Annotated in this window: 24 protein-coding genes and 1 pseudogene; 16 read left to right on the plus strand and 9 right to left on the minus strand. The window is 36.1% G+C overall.

Annotated features, from left to right (window positions below; all coding sequences use genetic code 11):
* Positions 1–44: 44 nt before the first annotated feature.
* The 4 genes from H6F47_RS21285 to H6F47_RS21300 form a co-directional block, all read right to left on the minus strand.
* A complete protein-coding gene (locus H6F47_RS21285; protein ID WP_242027471.1) occupies positions 45–596 on the minus strand; it encodes a DNA methyltransferase in 552 nt (183 codons plus the stop codon).
* 463 nt (positions 597–1,059) lie between these two features.
* Positions 1,060–1,422 carry an aspartyl protease gene (locus H6F47_RS21290; RefSeq protein ID WP_190650883.1) on the minus strand — a complete coding sequence of 121 codons (363 nt, stop codon included), beginning with the start codon at positions 1,420–1,422 and terminating at the stop codon, positions 1,060–1,062.
* On the minus strand, positions 1,419–1,736 hold the full coding sequence (locus H6F47_RS21295; protein ID WP_096570807.1) for a hypothetical protein: 318 nt from the start codon (positions 1,734–1,736) through the stop codon (positions 1,419–1,421). Before H6F47_RS21295 ends, H6F47_RS21290 begins: the two co-directional genes overlap by 4 nt.
* An 80-nt stretch (positions 1,737–1,816) precedes the next feature.
* Positions 1,817–2,287, minus strand: a complete 471-nt coding sequence (locus tag H6F47_RS21300; RefSeq protein WP_137666430.1) for a hypothetical protein — start codon at positions 2,285–2,287, stop codon at positions 1,817–1,819.
* Between the two features lie 237 nt (positions 2,288–2,524).
* On the opposite strand from H6F47_RS21300, the gene H6F47_RS21305 reads away from it, so the two are divergent.
* The gene (locus tag H6F47_RS21305) at positions 2,525–2,692 is read left to right on the plus strand and encodes an element excision factor XisI family protein (protein WP_242027472.1); all 168 of its coding nucleotides are present in this window, start codon (positions 2,525–2,527) and stop codon (positions 2,690–2,692) included.
* 109 nt (positions 2,693–2,801) lie between these two features.
* Here H6F47_RS21305 and H6F47_RS21310 read toward each other — a convergent pair whose 3' ends face one another.
* On the minus strand, positions 2,802–3,062 hold the full coding sequence (locus H6F47_RS21310) for a DNA cytosine methyltransferase (RefSeq protein WP_190650884.1): 261 nt from the start codon (positions 3,060–3,062) through the stop codon (positions 2,802–2,804).
* A 56-nt stretch (positions 3,063–3,118) separates the two neighbouring features.
* Here H6F47_RS21310 and H6F47_RS28635 point away from each other — a divergent pair.
* Positions 3,119–3,205, plus strand: a pseudogene (locus H6F47_RS28635) (element excision factor XisH family protein); the annotation flags it as partial.
* 141 nt (positions 3,206–3,346) lie between these two features.
* Here the strand turns inward: H6F47_RS28635 and H6F47_RS21320 are convergent.
* Entirely contained in the window at positions 3,347–4,027 is a 681-nt protein-coding gene (locus tag H6F47_RS21320; protein WP_190650886.1) for a hypothetical protein, read from the minus strand.
* Between the two features lie 883 nt (positions 4,028–4,910).
* On the opposite strand from H6F47_RS21320, the gene H6F47_RS21325 reads away from it, so the two are divergent.
* From H6F47_RS21325 to H6F47_RS21360, 8 genes are all read left to right on the plus strand, one after another.
* Complete coding sequence (locus tag H6F47_RS21325) at positions 4,911–6,077, plus strand: serine/threonine-protein kinase (protein ID WP_190346923.1); 1,167 nt, start codon at positions 4,911–4,913, stop codon at positions 6,075–6,077.
* 19 nt (positions 6,078–6,096) lie between these two features.
* Positions 6,097–7,776: a pseudouridine synthase gene (locus tag H6F47_RS21330; RefSeq protein WP_190650888.1), complete on the plus strand. Its 1,680-nt coding sequence runs from the start codon at positions 6,097–6,099 to the stop codon at positions 7,774–7,776.
* Between the two features lie 253 nt (positions 7,777–8,029).
* Complete coding sequence (locus H6F47_RS21335; RefSeq protein ID WP_096570820.1) at positions 8,030–8,668, plus strand: hypothetical protein; 639 nt, start codon at positions 8,030–8,032, stop codon at positions 8,666–8,668.
* Positions 8,669–8,682: 14 nt separating this feature from the next.
* On the plus strand, positions 8,683–9,489 hold the full coding sequence (locus H6F47_RS21340) for a pentapeptide repeat-containing protein (RefSeq protein WP_137666435.1): 807 nt from the start codon (positions 8,683–8,685) through the stop codon (positions 9,487–9,489).
* Between the two features lie 404 nt (positions 9,490–9,893).
* Positions 9,894–10,520 carry a DUF305 domain-containing protein gene (locus tag H6F47_RS21345; protein WP_190346920.1) on the plus strand — a complete coding sequence of 209 codons (627 nt, stop codon included), beginning with the start codon at positions 9,894–9,896 and terminating at the stop codon, positions 10,518–10,520.
* Positions 10,521–10,610: 90 nt separating this feature from the next.
* Positions 10,611–10,805 carry a heavy-metal-associated domain-containing protein gene (locus H6F47_RS21350; RefSeq protein WP_096570826.1) on the plus strand — a complete coding sequence of 65 codons (195 nt, stop codon included), beginning with the start codon at positions 10,611–10,613 and terminating at the stop codon, positions 10,803–10,805.
* Between the two features lie 86 nt (positions 10,806–10,891).
* Positions 10,892–13,156 (plus strand): heavy metal translocating P-type ATPase, encoded by a 2,265-nt coding sequence (locus H6F47_RS21355; RefSeq protein WP_190650890.1) that lies wholly within the window; start codon positions 10,892–10,894, stop codon positions 13,154–13,156.
* On the plus strand, positions 13,157–13,423 hold the full coding sequence (locus tag H6F47_RS21360) for a hypothetical protein (RefSeq protein WP_190650892.1): 267 nt from the start codon (positions 13,157–13,159) through the stop codon (positions 13,421–13,423).
* Positions 13,424–13,534: 111 nt separating this feature from the next.
* Here H6F47_RS21360 and H6F47_RS21365 read toward each other — a convergent pair whose 3' ends face one another.
* Positions 13,535–13,948 carry a heavy metal-responsive transcriptional regulator gene (locus tag H6F47_RS21365; RefSeq protein WP_096572784.1) on the minus strand — a complete coding sequence of 138 codons (414 nt, stop codon included), beginning with the start codon at positions 13,946–13,948 and terminating at the stop codon, positions 13,535–13,537.
* 220 nt (positions 13,949–14,168) lie between these two features.
* Here H6F47_RS21365 and H6F47_RS21370 point away from each other — a divergent pair, with 220 nt between their 5' ends.
* Positions 14,169–15,272: an aromatic ring-hydroxylating dioxygenase subunit alpha gene (locus H6F47_RS21370; protein ID WP_137666438.1), complete on the plus strand. Its 1,104-nt coding sequence runs from the start codon at positions 14,169–14,171 to the stop codon at positions 15,270–15,272.
* A 165-nt stretch (positions 15,273–15,437) separates the two neighbouring features.
* Here H6F47_RS21370 and H6F47_RS21375 read toward each other — a convergent pair whose 3' ends face one another.
* Positions 15,438–16,625: a CBS domain-containing protein gene (locus tag H6F47_RS21375; RefSeq protein WP_190650894.1), complete on the minus strand. Its 1,188-nt coding sequence runs from the start codon at positions 16,623–16,625 to the stop codon at positions 15,438–15,440.
* A gap of 276 nt (positions 16,626–16,901) precedes the next feature.
* Positions 16,902–17,243, minus strand: coding sequence for a recombinase family protein (locus H6F47_RS21380; protein WP_096570836.1), 342 nt, complete (start codon positions 17,241–17,243; stop codon positions 16,902–16,904).
* 105 nt (positions 17,244–17,348) lie between these two features.
* On the opposite strand from H6F47_RS21380, the gene H6F47_RS21385 reads away from it, so the two are divergent.
* The 5 genes from H6F47_RS21385 (at position 17,349) to H6F47_RS21405 (ending at position 20,066) form a co-directional block, all read left to right on the plus strand.
* Entirely contained in the window at positions 17,349–17,978 is a 630-nt protein-coding gene (locus H6F47_RS21385; protein ID WP_096570838.1) for an adenylate kinase, read from the plus strand.
* A gap of 211 nt (positions 17,979–18,189) precedes the next feature.
* A complete protein-coding gene (trxA, locus tag H6F47_RS21390) occupies positions 18,190–18,510 on the plus strand; it encodes a thioredoxin (protein ID WP_187038611.1) in 321 nt (106 codons plus the stop codon).
* Between the two features lie 22 nt (positions 18,511–18,532).
* Positions 18,533–18,877: a hypothetical protein gene (locus H6F47_RS28935; RefSeq protein WP_307722505.1), complete on the plus strand. Its 345-nt coding sequence runs from the start codon at positions 18,533–18,535 to the stop codon at positions 18,875–18,877.
* Positions 18,878–18,888: 11 nt separating this feature from the next.
* Positions 18,889–19,344, plus strand: coding sequence for a CBS domain-containing protein (locus tag H6F47_RS21400; RefSeq protein WP_096570842.1), 456 nt, complete (start codon positions 18,889–18,891; stop codon positions 19,342–19,344).
* Positions 19,345–19,508: 164 nt separating this feature from the next.
* Positions 19,509–20,066, plus strand: a complete 558-nt coding sequence (locus H6F47_RS21405) for a CBS domain-containing protein (RefSeq protein ID WP_096572785.1) — start codon at positions 19,509–19,511, stop codon at positions 20,064–20,066.
* Positions 20,067–20,169 lie beyond the last annotated feature (103 nt).

The following is a 20,169-nucleotide window of genomic DNA, read 5'->3' on the forward strand; positions in this document are numbered from 1 at the left end:
TAACGATTACATGATTCAAGTTCTCAGTTCTTGTTTCATTGACTCTACATTAGATTCCGATAAGCCCTTATGTCAAGCCTGATTGAGATGCTCTTACCCTGATAATTAGTTGGTATCCTTTTATCACTTTCGTTTCTTCTTGGTGATAAATGCCAAACTGAATTTAGTTCATTTTCATTCCATAAATAGTGAGTTGCAAATTTTCCATCTTCTAGTAAGTAAGTTTTATATATGTCTGATTTAATACTTTTTTCTAATTCGTTAAGAGCTTTTTTTAAAATATCTGGATTTGGTAAATTGACTAATAAATTCGATAATTCTACAGCTACAGGATTAATGTCAATACCTATAAATCGTCTTTCCCTAATTACTGCTTCACGAGCAACTAAGCCTGATCCTAAAAATGGATCTAAAACAATATCACCTTTTTCTGTTAAGTTTTCAATTAAAAATGATAAACATTCAATTGGTTTTTTACCCCAATATTTATGAAAAGCAGCTAATCCTTTATAGCCTTTTGGTAATACTATTTTTTCAGGATTTGTTGTTGTCACTTCTAATTCAAATAGACTTAATTGTTTAACAAGAGATTTCATTATTTATGTAATAAAAATTATGTTTTATTTAAAGACCCGGATTAATTTAGCCAACCAAAATAGATTATAACATCAATTTTAAAATTATCAGTCGTTAATAAAATTTAACAAAAGGTCTTTATAACTAGGCGGATATAATTTACATCTACACAAACTCATGGCATCCGAAAAAAGCGGATAAAAAGTAGATGTAGATATAGGTTGGGTTTCTTTCCTCAACACAACATCTTTATAATTTAACTGCTTTGGGTTGCGCTTCGCTTAACCCAACCTACGAAAATAAAAGATTGAAACTATTATACCTGACATCAATTAAAATTGCTAGTATTTCCATCCATCAAACAGGAGATTATTTTATAGAAACAATAAATTATCCTAAATTAGTCAAAACAGTATTAACAAAACACACAGAAAATTATTTAACCAAAGTAATAGAACTTGCGTCTCTGCGTGAGATAAAAAATCATCCCAAAGTCAAAATACCTTCTGGAAAATCCACCACCAAACGCAACAACTTTAACCACTCAGAACCCAATAAAACTTCATTAATTCCTTTACCAACATTCACGGGAATTTGATACTGCTTTCCGTCTAATATCACTTGACCTAAATAAATCTGAAATTTTGATTCACCTTTCGCAGTCCGTAATATTTCCTCCCCACTATACACCCATTCTAATCCATCTAAATCTTGTGTATTAATAGCCATAAAACCTGCAAAACCCGTATCAAATAGGGCATCTATAGGAAGATTTAAGCCATCATTAGTAACTAATTCAATTTCAAAAAATAATTGCCCATTTTCTCCAAAATAACCCTCTATCATATTGTGCCAGTTGTCCCCGTTTCATTCAAACAAAAAACGAAATGTCTAGCTTGAGGATATTTTTCCAACATTCTTTTATGAGATTCCATCCTATCCTGATCAATTAAATATTCTCCACTATCTGGTTCTATAGCAATATACCAACCATAGTGATTTTCAATATATTCAGGACGGACACGCTCAAAAATTGCCCGACAACGTTGATAAAATATTTCATCTTCTGCTTCTCGTCTGGCTAATTCTTCTGGTGATATAGTCAATTCAGGAAAAATTCTTCCTCTTCTTACCATTCTTTTTGATGTTATGTAAGTCATCTTATTAACTTAAACTCCAGTTATTATTTTAACTTAAATTGTGCTTAATTGCAACTTTTATCATTATTTGAACATAAATTTTAACATGATTTACCCTCTTTATTTTCATCATTAAAAGCTGCTGCTAGGTCAGGACTGGTGATTGCGATCGCACTTTCATGCCATTCATGAATAGTAGCATCAATCAAATCCCAAGCCTCATTAGAAGTATCAGTTAAGCGAAAAGCCTCACTCACTTCTTTAATAAAATCTTGCAATTCATCAGCATCAAATACGCTCAACCATCCATAGGGATGCTCATAACCTATTTTTTGTCCTAATAATAACCGAAACGCAACCGATAACACCTCAAAAACAGCCTTACTTTGTGTTACCCCTTTCACAAGATAAGCCATATCTACACGACGCAATAGGGCAAAAGATTGGTCATTGCGAGTAATTGTGATTGGATGTTCATAAGCTTTGTCTAGAATTCGTCCAGGTTGACGATTCAACTCAGTGGCTGTAATTAGCTCATCTGAGAACGCATTGCTAAAAATTGCAATTGACATGATACTTGCGTTTTCCAGAAACGCTGATTTAATCTAAATATGATATTACGTACTATTATACGTAACCTTTATCATTTGTCAATAGGTAACATTACAAAAACCTTTGTTTCGGTTTTCATTTTTTCTTTGCGCGAAACGAAAATCACAACTATTTCAAGAACCAATTGGTAAAATATTATTAGAAAATCAACACCTTTGTTTACTTGTGTTCGATTCAAAACGAGAGGAAATACTGCAATGGATATCTTAGATAAATATCGCCAAATCATTCAAAAAATATTAACGGAATATTCCCAACTTCCCTACGCTTACGGAGAACTAGAAAGACAACTAATAATCGGCCAAAACGCCAACCATTACCTACTACTAACATTAGGTTGGGAAAATAATCAACGGGTGCTATAGTATTAGGTTTTAAATCTCCTTACATCAGACAATTTACTGATTTTGCCCAAGATTAAACTTTGCGTTCCTCCTCTGCGTTCTCTGCGTCTCTGCGTGAAATAAAAAGTATTCATCTACAACGACTAAATTCTGCATCTGGTAAATTAGCAAATGCTTCTCCCACAGTAACATAAGGTAATAATCCCAATAATTGACAACCAGGACTATGAGTAGGTAATGGTAAATCAATACTACCAATATGTTTTCTAGAACCAATAAAAAACAATCTTTTCCTTAATTGAGGAGTACCGAAATCAGCAGCTAAAAGTACACCTGATGACACATTATAACCTAAATCAATCATATGTTTTTCAGGATCAAGGCGAATCATCCTTAAATTGGGTCTTCCTTGTCTGTTAGGATCATTTTTGACATAAAACTTAAAAATCTGAAGTGACTGAATTTCATACAGCTTTAGGACAAACACTTAATTATCGTACTGTTTTAAGAAAAAAAGAACCCAACCGTATCTTATAACCACACCATTGTTTCTATTAAAAACGCTTGAATCAACATTATTACAGAGAATTGGTATTAGCCCCCCTTAAAAAGTGGGTTGGGGGGATCTAAATATTACCTATTCTAAATTAATATCACATCACTGCTTGATTCAACTTACTGTTTCTGAGCATAAACCAAAAGACTCTTGTATTTTTCAACTAGGTAAATTTTACCTTGGGCTGTAAATGATTCGATGATTTCTTCAGCTTTAGCATAACCTACAGACTGTGTATAGAACAGTATTTTCCCGTGAGGATTCAATTTTCTGAGAAATAAATCAACCATTGATTCATCATTATGATGCACAAAGGGAGCTTCTTCAGCCATATAAAATTCACCAATATGAAAGAGTGCAACCACATCTAACATTGGTAAAGAACGATCTGTGAGAGTGTAGATATCTGTACAAAGTACCTTGTAAAATTTAGCTAGTTGGCGATTTTTACGGCACATTTGCACATAAGCTTCATGTTCAGGAATAGAAGCAGTAATACCAATAATTTCATTGGGTTTTGCTAACTTCTGATTTTCTAATCCTAAAATGTGATGAGCGCCTGTACCAAAATGAAATACTGTCCGATCCTGAATATTATATTTTTGCAAATATTCGATTAATTCAAGATCACATGGACAGAGATGGGGTTGTAATTCCCATGATGATTTTGTGCGGTAGTAGTCATTACCTACCCAGTGTGGTAAAACAGGTTGAGTCAAGCTAACTGAGTAGTACAATTTTGCTAATTGGCGATTACTGAAGACAATATCACGAATTGTTTTTCTAACAGTAAGAACCATCTGTTAATCCTCAATAATTTGGAAAAAGTGAATTATGTTTTGATATTTCGGCTACTAAATCAGTCCAGATATAATGCTAAATTGATTTTGTCTATGATTATTATTGATAATTAGCTATTTAGCTATCTGGACTGCTCACCAACTAATAAAATGCCCCTGTATGAGTACCAATAACATGGATTAGATATGGCTTGATTGTTAATTCAGCAGGGACAATTATCTTTTATTTCAAGTTATCTACCCTTGGCATGAATTAACGTTTATATCTTGAAGATATCACTGTAAAAAGTTTTGGTACTTTATTTACCGTAATGGTGGTTAGCTTAACATATAAAATTTTGAAGAAAATAAAGATTTTATCAATTTAATATAAAAAATATAAAAACTTGTGCAAATTAAACTTTAAACTTTTAAGTAATTCTGATTTTTACACAATATAATTACTAGGGCAAGATATATAATCATGTATTAATCTTACCCACATCCAGCAAATTCACTTAGCCATTTCCTTCATGTAAAAATTGAGCATGGGAAGGATCAAAGCTACTTGCAACTGATACTGTATAACCTACTGGTGCTTCAAACATAAACCAGTCGCTTACATTAATATCCAGTTCTGTGTCGGGAATGGTAGCTGGTTATTTGGATGTGCAATCTGTAAATGCTGTTAAACTATGATCAGACTAGACCCAAAGTAAATTTTGTGCTACTTGGTTGGGACTAATAGGATACCATTGTTGAGTCCAAGAAAATTGATTTTTCATGATTATCAAAGTCCAATTTGTTTATTTTTTTTGTTAAACTATGCTTTTATTGAATAATCTTAACAATTAACATTTAACAAAGCACAAGGCACAATATAGACAAGTGAGCGATCGCCTTTATGAGTTACTGTCTTAACCCCCATTGTTCCAAACCGGAAAACCCTGATGATGTCAAGTTTTGCCTAACTTGCGGTACTAAGTTACTTTTAAAAGAACGTTACCGCCCTATCAAACCCATCGGACAAGGTGGTTTTGGTAGGACTTTTTTAGCGGTGGATGAGGATAAACCCTCAAAACCTCCCTGTGTAATTAAACAATTTTTTCCCCAAGCACAGGGTACAAATACGGTACAAAAAGCAATAGAGTTATTTAATCAGGAAGCTATTCAGTTAGATGAATTGGGAACACATCCCCAAATTCCCGCGCTGTTGGCTTATTGTACTCAAGATGACAGACAGTATTTAGTCCAAGAATTTATTGATGGGCAAAATTTAGCTCATGAATTAATAAACAAAGGTACTTTTAATGAAAATCAAATTCGACAATTGTTGAATGATTTATTAAATGTATTACAATTTTGTCATAGTAAACAAGTCATTCACCGCGATATTAAACCAGAAAATATTATTCGTCGTATTAATGATAATAAGTTAGTAATTGTTGATTTTGGGGCTGCAAAATCTTTTACAAGTACAGCTTTAAATCATACAGGAACAAGTATAGGTAGTCCTGAATATGTTGCACCAGAACAAATGCGGGGAAGGGCAATTTTTGCCAGTGATATTTATAGTTTGGGAGTAACTTGTATTAATTTATTAACAGGGCGATCACCTTTTGATAGTTACGATACCCATAACGCTGCTTGGATATGGCGACAAAATTTACCAACTCCCGTTAGTAACGAATTGGGTAATATTATTGATAAAATGGTAGAAACTATCCCTGGTCGGCGTTATCAAACAACTGAGGAAGTTCTGCAAGATTTAAATAACATAAATAACAATTTAAATATTCAAACTTCCGCAGTTATCCCACCGACAATAATTACTCAACCAGTTAAACAAAAACCTTCAACTTCTCAACCTACAGTTTCTTCTCAAACTTCTAGTAAAATTGAGCAAGAATTATTAGAAATCAAAACACAGTTTACAGGTGGTAAAGTGCAACCGCAGAATGTGACACCACAACCATCTGTGACTACTAATAATTCTACCAATAATTCTACTAATAACGATGCTATAGATAAAGACTTGGAAGAAATGAAAGCTAAATTTTTAGGTAAATAAAATAGATGGTAATTTTCAGATGGTAATTTTACATCATTTATCAGATTTTATTAACCCAGATATGGAGGTTGAACTTGCACCACCTAACTATTACTATGAGGGAAAATGTCCCCAAACAGGGGAACTTCTGAAATTACCACGCACGGCGTTAAGTGAAGCTATTGCTAAAAGTTTAATGCAGCAAATTCGGGAAAATCAACTTTATAATAATGAAGGGAAAATGTATGGTATTCTATTAGTTGAATTACCCAACGGTGAACAAAGAGTTATTAAAGCTTTTTCTGGTCTTTTAAATGGTTTAAGTGTAGTTGCAGGTTGGGTTTCACCTATTCCCGGAAGAGCAGAAATAGCTTTAGCAGAAAAGCAAACTTTAATAGAATTGGAAAAAATTAAACAGGAAATTATTCAACTTCAACAAATTCCCGAACAAGAACAATATGAAACCTTAGCTGCTAAATTTCAACAACAGTTAGACAACATGAGTTTAGAACATAATTATAGTAAAAAACAACGACAAGAAAAACGCCAACAATATCAACAAAACCTCACAGGAGAAAAGTTAGAACTTGCTTTAGCAGAACTAGAAGCAGAAAGCCGTCAGCAGGGAATTGAAAGAAAATACCTCAAACGTCGTCAAAATGAAGTTTTACAGCCTTTACATGATAAAATAACAGCCACAAATAACAGAATTAGAGAACTCAAACAACAGAGAAAAGAGCTATCCAGGGAATTACAAAACCAAATGCACGCAGCTTATAAATTAACTAATTTTTATGGAAAATCTTTATCTATCCAACAATTAATACCAACAGGAACACCTACAGGTACAGGTGAATGTTGCGCTCCCAAGTTGTTACATTATGCAGCAACTCATCACTTAAAACCCCTAGCAATGGCGGAATTTTGGTGGGGTGAATCTTCAGAATATGATAAAATTCAGGATACAATTCAGGATACAATTCAAGATAAGATTCCAGGAAAATTTTATGGTGCTTGTGTTGAAAGATGTCAACCGTTGATGGGGTTTTTGCTATCTGGTTTAAAAATTGCAACTTCTGATTTTTCAAACTTAGAAATTATTTATCAAGATCAATGGTTAATTGCAGTGAATAAACCACCGGGATTATTATCAGTACCGGGGCGGTATGTAGAAAACCAAGACAGTGTTTTAAGTCGTTTACGAAATTTGTATGATTGGGAATTAATGTCAGTGCATCGTTTAGATCAAGAAACATCTGGGATTTTAATCTTAGCAGGGGATAAAAACACCTATGCACAGATAAATCAGCAATTTGCCAACCGACAAATACATAAAATATATGAAGCGATTATTGCAGGTTCACTGACCACAGAACAAGGAGAAAAAGGTATTATTAATTTACCATTGTGGGGAGATCCTGAAAACCGACCTTATCAAAAAGTAGATTGGGAAAAAGGTAAACCCAGTGTAACGGAATTTCGAGTTATCGGAAAAAAAGGAAATTACACCCGTGTAGAATTTAAACCCCTAACAGGAAGAACTCATCAATTACGGGTTCATGCTGCGGATGTAGCAGGATTGGGAATTAATATATTAGGCGATCGCCTATATGGTTGCAATGCTAACGCTACTCGATTACATCTACACGCCAGAGAAATCACATTTAAACATCCCCACACCGGGACAAATCTGCATTTACAAACAGTAACACCGTTTTAAGGGAATAGGGAATAGGGAATAGGGAATAGGGAATAGGGAGCAAAGGGCAGGGAGAAGTTATTTCGTTATCTCGTTCCCAGTCTCTGACTGGGAATGCCACCAAGAGGCTCTGCCTCGACTTTTACCTCCTGCCTCCTGCCTCCTGCCTTCTGCCTTCTGCCTTCTGACTCCTTGATCTCCTTCTTCTCAGATGCAGCCTTTATCGGTAAACTCATATATTACATACTCATACTCATAACTGGAGAAAAACACTTTGGGCATAGAATTACGCAGTTTCGTATTTCTAGACAACCTGCAACCGCAACACGCAGCATATATGGGAACAGTAGCCCAAGGTTTTTTACCATTACCAGGGGATACATCCCTGTGGATTGAAATCTCACCCGGTATTGAAATCAATAAAGTTACAGACGTAGCTTTAAAATCCGCTTCTGTCCGTCCGGGAGTGCAGATAGTAGAACGACTTTATGGACTTTTGGAAATACATTCCGGTTCTCAAGGAGAAACACGAGCCGCAGGACAAGCGATTTTAGACTTGTTGGGAGTCAGAAAAGAAGACTGTCTTAAACCCCGTGTGGTTTCTAGCCAGATCATCCGCAACATTGACGCTTACCAAACCCAACTCATCAACCGTACCCGTCGCGGACAACTGCTACTGGCAGGACAAACCCTCTATGTTTTAGAAGTTGAACCCGCTGCTTACGCTGCACTGGCAGCTAATGAAGCGGAAAAAGCAGCCGCAATTAATATTCTGGAAGTGCAAGCTGTCGGCAGTTTTGGGCGACTTTATTTAGGAGGAACGGAACGAGATATTTTAGCCGGTGCAGCAGGAGCTTTAACCGCAATTGAAAATGTACCAGGCCGCACTCCTCAAAGTCAGCGTCAAGAATAAAAGGATTAATAAAAATGGCACATCAACAACATCTAACTTTATTAAAATCAGGTGCAGTCACTTGGACAGGATGGAGAAAAGAAAACCCGGAAATTGAAATTGATTTGAGTACCGCTAACTTAGTAGGAGAAAACTTTCGGGGTGCAAATCTCCAAGGTGTGAATTTAAATAAGGTAAATTTAAGTTATGCTTTATTGGTCAGAACAAATTTTCAAGGTGCAAATTTAAGTAGTGCTAATCTCTCTCACGCTAAGTTAATCGAAGCTAACTTTTCTCAAGCTAATTTGAGTCTCGCTAATTTGCAAGATGCCATTTTGACACAGGCTAATTTATCTCAGGTAACTTTAATTGGTGCTGATTTAAAAGCCGCTAACCTCATCTGTGCAATCATTACAGACGCTAATTTAATTGGGACAGATTTTCACAACGCTAATTTAAAAAATGTCGATTTAGCAGATAGTAAACTCATCCGCAGTAATCTGAGTTTTGCTAATTTGATGGGTGCTAATTTAATTAATGCTGACTTGTCAGAAGCTAATTTATATGAAGCAGAAATAATGCAAAGCTATCTTTATCAAGCTAATTTTTATAAGGCAAATTTAACTAAATCACATTTAGGAAGTTCTTACTTATTCCGCGCTAATTTCAGTGAAGCTAATTTAACCAATACTGATTTAACTGGGGCTAATTTGAAATATGCCAATTTAGCAGGTGCAAATTTAACAGGTGCAACCCTCAGAGGTGCAAATTTAACAGGTGCTAACCTCAAAGGTGCAATTTTAACTGATGCTATTTTGCCAGTTGCTTTTGGATCTGATTAGAATCGGCAAACTAATCAACGCCAATATATAAATTATTTAAATATAATTTTGCCAAAAAAGTTACACAAGTCATTTTTACCGCCAAAATTCTGAGAATTTCTGTCAATAAGCTTTTTCCAGATAACGATTTTCCAAGGGTCTTGACTTCTGGACTGGTTATGATAATATGTGTATTTGAATAATCCAAGGGGTATTAATGTCTAAATTAAGATTTAATTAAGATTTACTAAAATTTAAAGATTTGTAAAATAAATCTAGACTCTCTAGTGGACTAGAGGGTTTAGGATAAATTAGACAACACAACAGGACTCTCAGCCAAAAATTGGTAACATGGGTAAAACAAATTGCTGATTTTTGGCAGAAATGCCCTAAACCTTCCTTGGGAAGCGAAAGGAGCAAAAGTGATGCTTAACAAATCAGTCAACTTTGGTATTTTAGGTTTACTAGCCGCTTTATCCCTCACCAATAGCGCCATAGCCCAACCACATCAACATTCGCCTTCTACCCCTGCTGGTGAGACAAACACCATGCCCCATACCATGCCCCAGCAACAGGAAGATCAGCGTTTTCTGAAAATGATGGTTCATCATGATCAGAAAACGGTGAAAATAGCAGATTTGGCCATACAGAAGGCGAAAAATCCCCAGATAATAGCGTTGGCCACTGAGATAAAAACCGAGCAAACCCAAGAAATTGAGCAATTACAAGCTTTGTACAAACAGTTATATGGCGCAGAATTGCCCGCTGGTGCTATGAATTGTATGGACATGGGTGGTATGGGTGGTATGGGTAGAGGTAACGGTATGGGAGGAATGATGAGTTTAGAAGCTTTAGAAAATGCCCCCAACTTTGACCAGGAATTTTTGCGGAAGATGATTCACCATCAACAAATGTCAGTGAAGATGGCAAAGACAACTGCTGAAAATGCTAATGAGCCACAAATTCGCAATTTAGCTCAAGCTATCATCAAAACGCAAACAGCCCAACTTGAGAAATTGCAGCAGTTGCAAAAGGTGACAGGTAACAGGTGACAGGTGACAGTTATCAGTTATCAGTTATCAGTTATCAGTTGAACCTTAATTTTTTGTTCACTTGATTTTTTCACTTTCTTGTTTAAAGTTATGACAATCAAACTTACAGTTCCGGGAATGGCTTGTTCTGCTTGTGCCAACAATATTACCAATGCAGTTAAAGCCGTAGATGCTAACGCTAATGTGGAAGCTGATCCCAAAACCAAACTTGTCAATGTCGATACTCAAGCTTCAGAAACTGCTATTAAAGAAGCTTTAACTGCTGCTGGTTATCCTCCAGCTTAATAGTTAGGGAGATGGGGAGAAATTTATTAGACCTGTTCCCTGTTCCCTATTCCCTATTCCCTATTCCCTATTCCCTACTCTAAATTATGAATAATATTACTCTCAAACTCAAAGGAATGAGTTGTGCTTCCTGTGCTAATAATGTGGAACAAGCTATACTTGCAGTTCCTGGTGTGATTGATTGCAATGTTAATTTTGGTGCAGAACAAGCAACAATTAATTATGAACCACAACAGACTAATTTAACAGAAATTAAAGCTGCTATTGAAGATGCTGGTTATTCATCTTTTTCTATGGTAGAAGCACAGGGTGAAGATGATGTGGCACAAGTCCAGAAAATAGCAGAAGAACAAGAATTAAAGCTTAAATTATGGACAGGGGGGATAATTAGCACATTCCTGTTTGTCGGTTCTTTACCGATGATGACAGGGTTAAAATTACCTTTTATTCCTGATTTTTTACATCATCCTTGGTTGCAGTTAATATTAACAACTCCGGTGCAGTTTTGGTGTGGAGGTTCGTTTTTGAGAAATGGTTGGAAGTCTTTAAAACACCACACTGCAACGATGGATACTTTAATCGCTTTGGGTACTGGTGCGGCTTATTTTTATTCTGTAGTGGTTACGCTTTTCCCTAGTTTTTTTATTTCCCAAGGTTTAGAAACTCATGTTTATTATGAAGTTGCAGCAATGGTTGTCACTTTAATTTTATTGGGGCGGTTTTTGGAACATCGCGCTAGGGGACAAACTTCGGAAGCTATTAGAAAATTAATAGGTTTACAAGCAAAAACTGCTAGAGTTGTGCGGGATGGAAAAGAAATTGATGTTCCTATTCAAGATGTAATTATTAATGATATAATTTTGGTGCGTCCTGGGGAAAAAATTCCCGTTGATGGGGAAGTTATTGATGGTAATTCAATGGTTGATGAGGCGATGGTAACGGGTGAAAGTTTACCTGTGAAAAAGCAACCAGGAGATGAAGTTATTGGGGCGACAATTAATAAAACTGGTAGTTTTAAATTTAAAGCAACTAGGGTAGGTAAGGATACTTTTTTAGCACAAATTGTGAAATTAGTCCAAGAAGCTCAAGGTTCTAAAGCTCCTATTCAAAGATTAGCAGATCAGGTAACAGGGTGGTTTGTTCCTGCTGTTATTGCTATTGCGATCGCAACTTTTTTGATTTGGTTTAATTTTACAGGTAATTTTACCCTTTCTCTGATTACAATGGTGGGTGTTTTAATTATCGCTTGTCCCTGTGCTTTGGGTTTAGCTACTCCTACTTCTGTAATGGTAGGAACTGGTAAAGGTGCGGAAAATGGTATTTTAATTAAAGATGCCCAAAGTTTAGAATTAGCACATAAAATTAAAACTATTGTACTTGATAAAACCGGGACTTTAACTCAAGGTAAACCCACAGTTACAGATTTTGTGACTGCTAAAGGTACAGCTAATCAAAATGAAATGAATTTATTAAAATTAGCTGCATCTGTAGAAAGAAATTCTGAACATCCTCTAGCGGAAGCTGTGGTAAAATATGCCGAATCTCAACAAGTTAATTTAACAGAAGTTACGGATTTTTTAGCTGTTGCTGGTTGTGGTGTACAAGGTATTGTTAATCATCATTCAGTGCAAATTGGGACAGAACGATGGTTAAATGAATTAGCAATTAATACCGATGCTTTGCAAGAATATAAAATTGCTTGGGAAACCGGAGGAAAAACTGTCATTTTAATTGCTGTTGACGGAGAATTAGCAGGAATAATGGGTATTGCGGATGCTTTAAAACCTTCCTCAACAGCAGCGGTAAAAACATTGCAAAAGATGGGTTTAGAAGTGGTAATGTTAACAGGAGATAATCAACCTACTGCGGAAGCTATCGCTCATCAAGTTGGTATTTCTCAAGTTTTCGCTCAAGTCAGACCTGATCAAAAAGCTGCTATTGTAAAATCATTACAATCCAAAATCCAAAATCCAAAATCTAAAATTGTCGCAATGGTGGGGGATGGTATTAATGATGCACCAGCGTTAGCGCAAGCAGATGTAGGAATAGCTATTGGAACAGGTACAGATGTGGCGATCGCTGCAAGTGATATTACTTTAATTTCTGGAGATTTGCAAGCAATTGTCACCGCTATTCAACTTAGTCGCGCTACCATTAATAATATTCAGCAAAATCTCTTCTTTGCTTTTATTTATAACATCATTGGTATCCCTGTTGCGGCTGGTATTCTTTACCCTATTTTCGGTTGGTTACTTAACCCCATTCTTGCAGGTGCAGCAATGGCACTTTCTTCCGTTTCTGTAGTTAGCAATGCTTTAAGATTACGTAAGTTTCAAGCAGGAGTCAATTAAATGTTAAATAAAACATTAACTCAAAAATTCAATCAAAAATTCAATCAAAAAATCCTGTGGGTAAGTCTTGCTTGTTTAATGTTATTAACATCAAGTCCAGCAACAGCAGAAAATTCCTATTCACATTCACAGCATAATCAAAATCAACAGTTTCAAATTATTCAGCAACCTTTAGAATTAAAATTTGCAGTAACTATTGCTGGTTTAGGTTTAATAGGTTTAGAATTATGGTGGTTTATTTTTAGTAAATCAGAGGTAGGAAGGTAGGAAGATAGGGAGTTTAATAACCCAATCACCAATTACCAATCACCAATTACCAATTACCAATCACCAATTACCAATTACCAATTACCCATCACCAATTACCAATTACCAAATTTATTTCTGAATAATTGGACAAATAGTATCTTCAGGTTTGATTTCTGTATTTTGCCAACCGGAAAGTAATTGATTAATTTCTGAGCGTAAAGTTAATAATTGCTCAATTTGATGATCAATCTGTGATAACTTTGCTTGCAGTTTTTCTTGAATTTCACAACAAGGGGGTTTACCGTGATCATAAACTTCCAAAATATCTTTAATTTCTTCTAAACTTAAACCCAAATGTTGCGCTCTTTTAATAAAAGATAATCGAGTTAATACATCAGACGAAAATTGTCGATAACCTCCTTCAGTACGTGCTGATGCTTGAATTAAACCTAAACTTTCATAATAACGAATTGTTCTAATAGGAACACCACTTTTTTCTGTTACCTGACCAATTAAAAGTAGTTGTTTATCTTCAATTAACACAGCAGATTTTCCCAACTCTTGTTTTGATGATAACATAAGAATGGGAATAGGAAATAGGGAATAGGGAATAGGGAATAGGTTAACAATCTTACCCAATCACCAATCACCAATTACCAATTACCAATTACCAATCACCAATGAAGTACCGAAAATAACCGTTTTTATTTGCTGGGTGTGATATTTCTAGATTACCCCCTTGACTATAAGTATAAATCTAAAAATGAACGTCAATTCAGCAAATTTGAACCATACTAGAAAACCTAAGATTTTCAATCAACCAGAACGTTTTATTGAAGGTTGGTATTGGGTAATACCTTCTAAAAAGTTACGAGTTGGTGAAGTTAAACCCGTGACAATTTTGGGTAGAGAATTAGTAATTTATCGTGGTGAAGATAAACAAGCTGTGATTTTAGATGCTTACTGTCCTCATTTTGGCGCTCATCTGGGAGAAGGAACAGTAGAAGGTAATGAAATACGCTGTTTTTTTCATCATTGGAAATTTGACTCTGAAGGTTTTTGTGTAGAAATTCCTTGTTTAGAAGAACCTGTTAAAGTTAAAGCTAAAAGTTGGCCTACTGCTGAACAATATGGGTTAATTTGGGTTTGGACAGGAGAAACACCACAACAACCTTTACCGTTTATTCCTGAGTTGGAAATGGAAGAATCTGACAGTGCTTTGAGTGCAAGATTTATCACCAACTGTCACCCTAATGTTTTTATGATTAATGCTATTGATGCTCAACATTTTAACACAGTTCATAAATTACTATCAGAGTTTAATTTTGAAAAACAAGAACTCAATGAAAATGCCATTACTTTTACTAATACTACTCACTCAACTCCTGATTACTGGTTAATGAAATTGATTCGTTCCTTTTATAAAAAACCAGTTAACTATCATCTTTGTTATTGGTATGGCATGACAGGAATGATTACAATTAGTTTAGATTTTTTACAATTTCATCTTATATTTGCTTCCCGTTTAATAGAAGCGGGTAGAGCAGAAATAATGACAATATTAATGACTAAAAAACGCTTGGGTATTTTCGGTAGATTACATAATCACTTGGTTTTATGGCTGAGTAAATTTGTGGCTGAAGACTTTATCAAAGACGACAACAAAATTTTTCAAACTATTCAGTTTAATTTAAAATCTCCTATTGACCTAGATCAACCCATAATTCAATTTATTGACCATTTAGAAAGACAAAAAGCTTTAAAATGGGGAACTTGGTATATAGATAGAATGAATGACGGTGAAGTGAGAGAAATAGAGAAACGCCCAAAACGGGAAAAATGGCACGATGAATTAGTTAATGATTGAAAATTCACCATTTTCACAATAAAAATGAAGTGGTTTGTTTTGCCACTTCATCAATTCCCAGGTAGAACCTTAGTATTGAGTATAACGACTACACAATTTTCAAATAGTATAAGATCAAACAGAATTGAAAATTCTCTTCATGCCAGTGAACAGGGTATTGAGGAGTTATGTCGATGAATGATAGCAATGGCGCATTTTGTCAAGGTCCGTTATTGCTAAATTTAAATACATTTGCTGTAATTCTGTGGATAGATTCGGGTTTTTGATCAAATGTTCTATCCTGCTTTCCAACAGAGAAATCAGGGTATTTAAGTTTTCCTTGGGAACTGGATGTTGTGGCTGTATTTGCCAATCTGGTTGTTGAGGTGGTTCTGGGGAATTAGTTTGGTTGCTGAGATATTCTGCTTTCTCAGCTTGTAATTGCGCTACATTTCGCTGTAAAGTTTCTATGACTCCATACATTTCTAAGGGATCAAATATCCGCAACAAGCTGGTTTGAGTCACTATTCCTAACTTTGATCCCCAATCCCAGGATACAACTAATCGTTGTACTCGCCGCTGCTGCATTTCTTGATGGGCTGACCATAGGGAATCTTCTGGAGTTAGCAAAAACAAGGGTGTACTCATCGCTGTTTTTGCCTCAATTTGGTCTAAATTTAACCCCAATGCTTGAAATTGCACAATGTCTCTTTCGGTAACAATTCCTACAGGCTTAACAGCGTGCAGAATATTATTCCAGGAGTCTGTTTTGGTTATGACTATACAACTCACTTTATGAGTTGCCATCATCTGCGCCAAGGTGAGTACAGAAGTTGTTGGTGGTGCATGGATTACCTGGGTTGTCATTACCTCTGACACTCGCCTCATTTTTAGTAGGTTTGTGGGGCGTAAAATTTGTCTAATACTTTCTGGGGAAATAATTCCTAATACCTCTTTGTGTTCATTGACGATTACCAAATGGCGAATACGATACCGACGAAATAAAAACAGTGCGGCAAAGATGTCCTTAAATGCAGTTTCTGACAGGGTAATTACTGGATGCGCCATGACATCAGCTATTTTTACCCTAGCAAAATCCGTACCCGCAGCCGTAAATCTCACAATATCTCGTTCTGTAAAAATACCTAATAATTCCCTCCCTTCCATGACTAGTACACAACTGGAGCGTGTACCTTGCATGGAATTAAAGGTAATTCCTGCATCAAAATCCGGTAATAAGCAACTATTACCTCGTGTCTGATTCATTAAATTTACAACTTCCATCAGGGAAGTATGGGGTGCAACCACCAGTGGTTGCTTATCTATTGCATCTTCCAGGCGGGGAACGCCAATGAGTGGATCATCAATTTGCATAGATTATTCGGTCTAGATTATAAATGGTAAAACTAATTATGAAGTTTTGTAAATTTATTAGCAATAAATATATTAAATTCTGCAAAATATATATATAATACGAGAGATGTAAAAGATAAATGGGAGAAAAGCTTGCTATATAAAGGCTATAAGCTGTAAAAGGTAAATTAGCGTTAAAGATTTAAACTGGGATATCTAAGGGCCGATTGCCAGATAACTGGAGAGGAAAAGGAAGAGATATGAGGTATATGGCTCTATTGAGAGGCAATATCTACATCAGTCCTCACCCATGCCAGAAATTCGTTGCATTTTGCCATAAAGCCTGTCTAAAACCCTTTTCACGGACACAGGTTGCCACTGATGTCCTCGCTTGGTGGTATATCCTTGCTGATTGAGCCAAGCAGCAATTTGTGGTAGTGATTTTCCTGACTTGTGATGACGGCGAATTAATTCAATAATCTGTTGTTCAGCGGGATTGTCTACTAATTCACCATTAACTGATTGCTGACCAAAAGCGGGTGAACCATAGCCAGCATAGCCGCCACTGACAGCTTTTGCTTTCCGGGCTTGGTTGAGTTTTTCCCAGAGGGATTGGTTTTTCGATTCTTCAGCAGCCATTGTTTTCAGAATTTAATTACCTTTGTCAACATGGTACATCAATTACTGGTGATTGCTGGTAAATGAGTCAGATTTTTCAGGCTTTTCAAGATAGGGGGTGTTTGAATGCGATTGATTTTGCTAGGAGTGCCGGGTAGTGGCAAAGGTACGCAAGGGGCAATACTGTCCAGCCAATGGCAAATTCCGCATATTTCCACTGGTGAAATATTACGTCAGGCGATCGCTAATCAAACTGCTTTAGGCTTGAAAGCAAAAGCGTATGTAGAAAAAAGTGAATTGGTTCCAGACTATTTAATTTTTGATCTCATCCGCCAACGCTTAACTGCTCCATCTACTCAACGAGGTTGGATATTAGATGGATTTCCCGGTAATTTATCCCAGGCTCAGTTTCTTGATCAACTATTAGCAACTTTAGGACAGTCTTATAACCGAGTTTTCAGTTTTTATGTGCCAACAGATGTTTTGGTACAAAGGTGGCGACAAAGGGGGCGTTCAGATGACCACCCTGAACTTATTTGTAAGCGAATAGAAGTTTATCAAGAGCAGACTGCACCCGTGATTCAGCATTATCGCCAGCAAGGATGTTTAACAGTGATTAATGGCGATCGCCCTGTGGAAATAGTGACTCATTTTTTACAAACTTCTTTTTCTGATTTGAGTTTAACAATTCAGCAAAAAACTGTGAATACTAGCAAAAGACTAATCAACAAAGAACGACAAATCTTATCGGACTAACAGCAAAACAAAGCAGAGAAAATGAGTGTTTTATGCGTAAGCAAAGAAAAATTAAAAAACTGAAACTTTTATTTCATCAAGGTTACAGCAATTCTGACCTCAGCTTTTTCTCAATAGAGAAATTAACTCATTGCCATCCCACCTTATCTTTTACTGTTTTCCCTTTCACAACCACCACTCAAAATTGAAAAAGATTAAAAAAGGAGTTGATATGACAACAGTTGAATATATCCAGGAAACAGAGTTCAAATCACTATTAAGTGATAACGAAATAGTTGTACTAGACTGCACAGCAACTTGGTGCGGACCTTGTAAAATGGTTAGTCCTTTAATGGATAAACTCGCTGATGAATACACAGGTCGTGCCAAAGTAGTCAAAATAGACGTGGGTGAAAATCCAACTTTTGCCAAACAATTTGGTATCCGCAGTATTCCCGCAGTTATGTTTTTCAAGAACGGTGACTTATTGGAAAAAATTGTTGGGATAGCTCCTTATGAAAAATTCAGCACAGCTGTAACCAATATACTTTAACCATTATTGAGGCAATTGCTTTATGCAGAGAGCGCAGATAGTTCGATGTCCTAATTGCGGTAGTGAGGCACAGCGTCAGTTTGCAACTGATGAACACCTAACTCACACCCATTGTTTAGCTAATCAAATTATCCGTACAGAGTGTCTAGTTTGTGACTACCTGATGGTGATGCGCTCTCTGGATGGAAGTGTAATTGAAGCTTACGCACCTGGAATACCAAGCAGTTTTAAACCTTCTACCACATCTAATACTCCTTCGGAGATTCGTGAGGAGCAAATGCTAGTGATCAGAGAGTGTACTTTATTCAGCCTCATTTTTAGACATTTACCAGATCAAAATCCCACAGATTCATACTCATTGCTTTAAGGATTTCAACCATGATGAAGGCTGAAGATATAATGACCACAAAAGTGGTAACAATTCGTGGTTCAGCAACAGTAGCAGAAGCAGTAAAACTGATGAAAGATAATAAACTGCGCTCTATCGTTGTCGAACCACGCACAGACAACGACCCCTATGGCATAGTCACAGAAACTGACATTGTTTACAATGTTGGTGCCTATGGCAAAGACCCCAAACAAGTGCGAGTTTATGAAATTATGACCAAGCCTTGTATTGTAGTTAATCCTGAGCTTGGTGTAGAGTATGTAGCGCGTTTGTTTGCCAATACAGGTATTCGTCGCGCTCCTGTAATTAAAGGTAAATTGTTAGGAATTATATCAATTACTGATATCCTCAGAAAAAGTGACTTTGTGGAAAATCCCAAAAGCACTTTTGAAATGTATTGTGAAGAATTTCCCAACGCTCCAGAGGCAAGAATTTACGAAGATTAAACATCAAAATTCATTTTTTTGTACTTTTTGCACAGGTAACTACACTCATTTACCAAAGATAAAAATCTGAAAACATCTCAGGAATGAGTGAAAAAAATCATCAACATCCGCAAATTAACCCGAACAATTTTTCCAACCAACTATTGACAGGAAATTCTAAAAATATGATGAAAGCAGAAGACATAATGACCACAGAAGTGATTACAATTCGTGGTTCAGCAACAGTAGCAGAAGCCGTGGATTTGATGAAATATAAAGGATTACGTTCTTTAGTTGTGGAACCACGCACAGAAAACGATCCCTATGGCATGGTAACAGAAACTGATATCGTCTATAAAGTTGCCGCTTATGGTAAAGACTCCAAACAAGTGCGAGTTTACGAGATTATGACCAAGCCTTGTATTGTAGTCAATCCTGAGCTTGGTGTAGAGTATGTAGCGCGTTTGTTTGCCAATACACGTATTCGTCGCGCTCCCGTAATTAAAGGTAAGTTGTTAGGAATTATATCAATTACTGATATCCTCAGAAAAAGTGATTTGTTTGATAATCCAAAACCCATATTTATTGAGGATGAAATAGAAGCTGCACGGGAAGAAGCTAGAAGAATTTGTGCAGTGAAAGGAGATACTTCTCGTGAATGTGCAGCAGCTTGGGATATTGTAGAAGAACTACTGGCAGTGGCATCTGATCAGCGGTTAGTCAAGGAAATGACGGAGTCTTAACTATTAGACCTGTCCGAAATATATAACGGAAAAATGGTAGAACGGTAAATGGAAAATATACCGTGGTTCTACCAAAGATGAAAAATATTACCAATTATATACA

Source organism: Sphaerospermopsis sp. FACHB-1094, from assembly GCF_014696195.1.
Lineage (GTDB): Bacteria > Cyanobacteriota > Cyanobacteriia > Cyanobacteriales > Nostocaceae > Sphaerospermopsis > Sphaerospermopsis kisseleviana.

What these genes read in the sequence shown, in the direction of transcription:
- H6F47_RS21320 (WP_190650886.1), bottom strand. Translation starts at nt 4,027, where the DNA reads ATGGTTCTTACTGTTAGAAAAACAATTCGTGATATTGTCTTCAGTAAT.
- H6F47_RS21295 (WP_096570807.1), bottom strand. Translation starts at nt 1,736, where the DNA reads ATGACTTACATAACATCAAAAAGAATGGTAAGAAGAGGAAGAATTTTT.
- H6F47_RS21360 (WP_190650892.1), top strand. Translation starts at nt 13,157, where the DNA reads ATGTTAAATAAAACATTAACTCAAAAATTCAATCAAAAATTCAATCAA.
- H6F47_RS21345 (WP_190346920.1), top strand. Translation starts at nt 9,894, where the DNA reads ATGCTTAACAAATCAGTCAACTTTGGTATTTTAGGTTTACTAGCCGCT.
- H6F47_RS21385 (WP_096570838.1), top strand. Translation starts at nt 17,349, where the DNA reads ATGCGATTGATTTTGCTAGGAGTGCCGGGTAGTGGCAAAGGTACGCAA.
- H6F47_RS21305 (WP_242027472.1), top strand. Translation starts at nt 2,525, where the DNA reads ATGGATATCTTAGATAAATATCGCCAAATCATTCAAAAAATATTAACG.
- H6F47_RS21325 (WP_190346923.1), top strand. Translation starts at nt 4,911, where the DNA reads ATGAGTTACTGTCTTAACCCCCATTGTTCCAAACCGGAAAACCCTGAT.
- H6F47_RS21330 (WP_190650888.1), top strand. Translation starts at nt 6,097, where the DNA reads ATGGTAATTTTACATCATTTATCAGATTTTATTAACCCAGATATGGAG.
- H6F47_RS21400 (WP_096570842.1), top strand. Translation starts at nt 18,889, where the DNA reads ATGATGAAGGCTGAAGATATAATGACCACAAAAGTGGTAACAATTCGT.
- H6F47_RS21300 (WP_137666430.1), bottom strand. Translation starts at nt 2,287, where the DNA reads ATGTCAATTGCAATTTTTAGCAATGCGTTCTCAGATGAGCTAATTACA.
- H6F47_RS21290 (WP_190650883.1), bottom strand. Translation starts at nt 1,422, where the DNA reads ATGATAGAGGGTTATTTTGGAGAAAATGGGCAATTATTTTTTGAAATT.
- H6F47_RS21355 (WP_190650890.1), top strand. Translation starts at nt 10,892, where the DNA reads ATGAATAATATTACTCTCAAACTCAAAGGAATGAGTTGTGCTTCCTGT.
- trxA (WP_187038611.1), top strand. Translation starts at nt 18,190, where the DNA reads ATGACAACAGTTGAATATATCCAGGAAACAGAGTTCAAATCACTATTA.
- H6F47_RS21380 (WP_096570836.1), bottom strand. Translation starts at nt 17,243, where the DNA reads ATGGCTGCTGAAGAATCGAAAAACCAATCCCTCTGGGAAAAACTCAAC.
- H6F47_RS21375 (WP_190650894.1), bottom strand. Translation starts at nt 16,625, where the DNA reads ATGCAAATTGATGATCCACTCATTGGCGTTCCCCGCCTGGAAGATGCA.
- H6F47_RS21370 (WP_137666438.1), top strand. Translation starts at nt 14,169, where the DNA reads ATGAACGTCAATTCAGCAAATTTGAACCATACTAGAAAACCTAAGATT.
- H6F47_RS21350 (WP_096570826.1), top strand. Translation starts at nt 10,611, where the DNA reads ATGACAATCAAACTTACAGTTCCGGGAATGGCTTGTTCTGCTTGTGCC.
- H6F47_RS21285 (WP_242027471.1), bottom strand. Translation starts at nt 596, where the DNA reads ATGAAATCTCTTGTTAAACAATTAAGTCTATTTGAATTAGAAGTGACA.
- H6F47_RS21310 (WP_190650884.1), bottom strand. Translation starts at nt 3,062, where the DNA reads ATGATTCGCCTTGATCCTGAAAAACATATGATTGATTTAGGTTATAAT.
- H6F47_RS21340 (WP_137666435.1), top strand. Translation starts at nt 8,683, where the DNA reads ATGGCACATCAACAACATCTAACTTTATTAAAATCAGGTGCAGTCACT.
- H6F47_RS28935 (WP_307722505.1), top strand. Translation starts at nt 18,533, where the DNA reads ATGCAGAGAGCGCAGATAGTTCGATGTCCTAATTGCGGTAGTGAGGCA.
- H6F47_RS21405 (WP_096572785.1), top strand. Translation starts at nt 19,509, where the DNA reads ATGATGAAAGCAGAAGACATAATGACCACAGAAGTGATTACAATTCGT.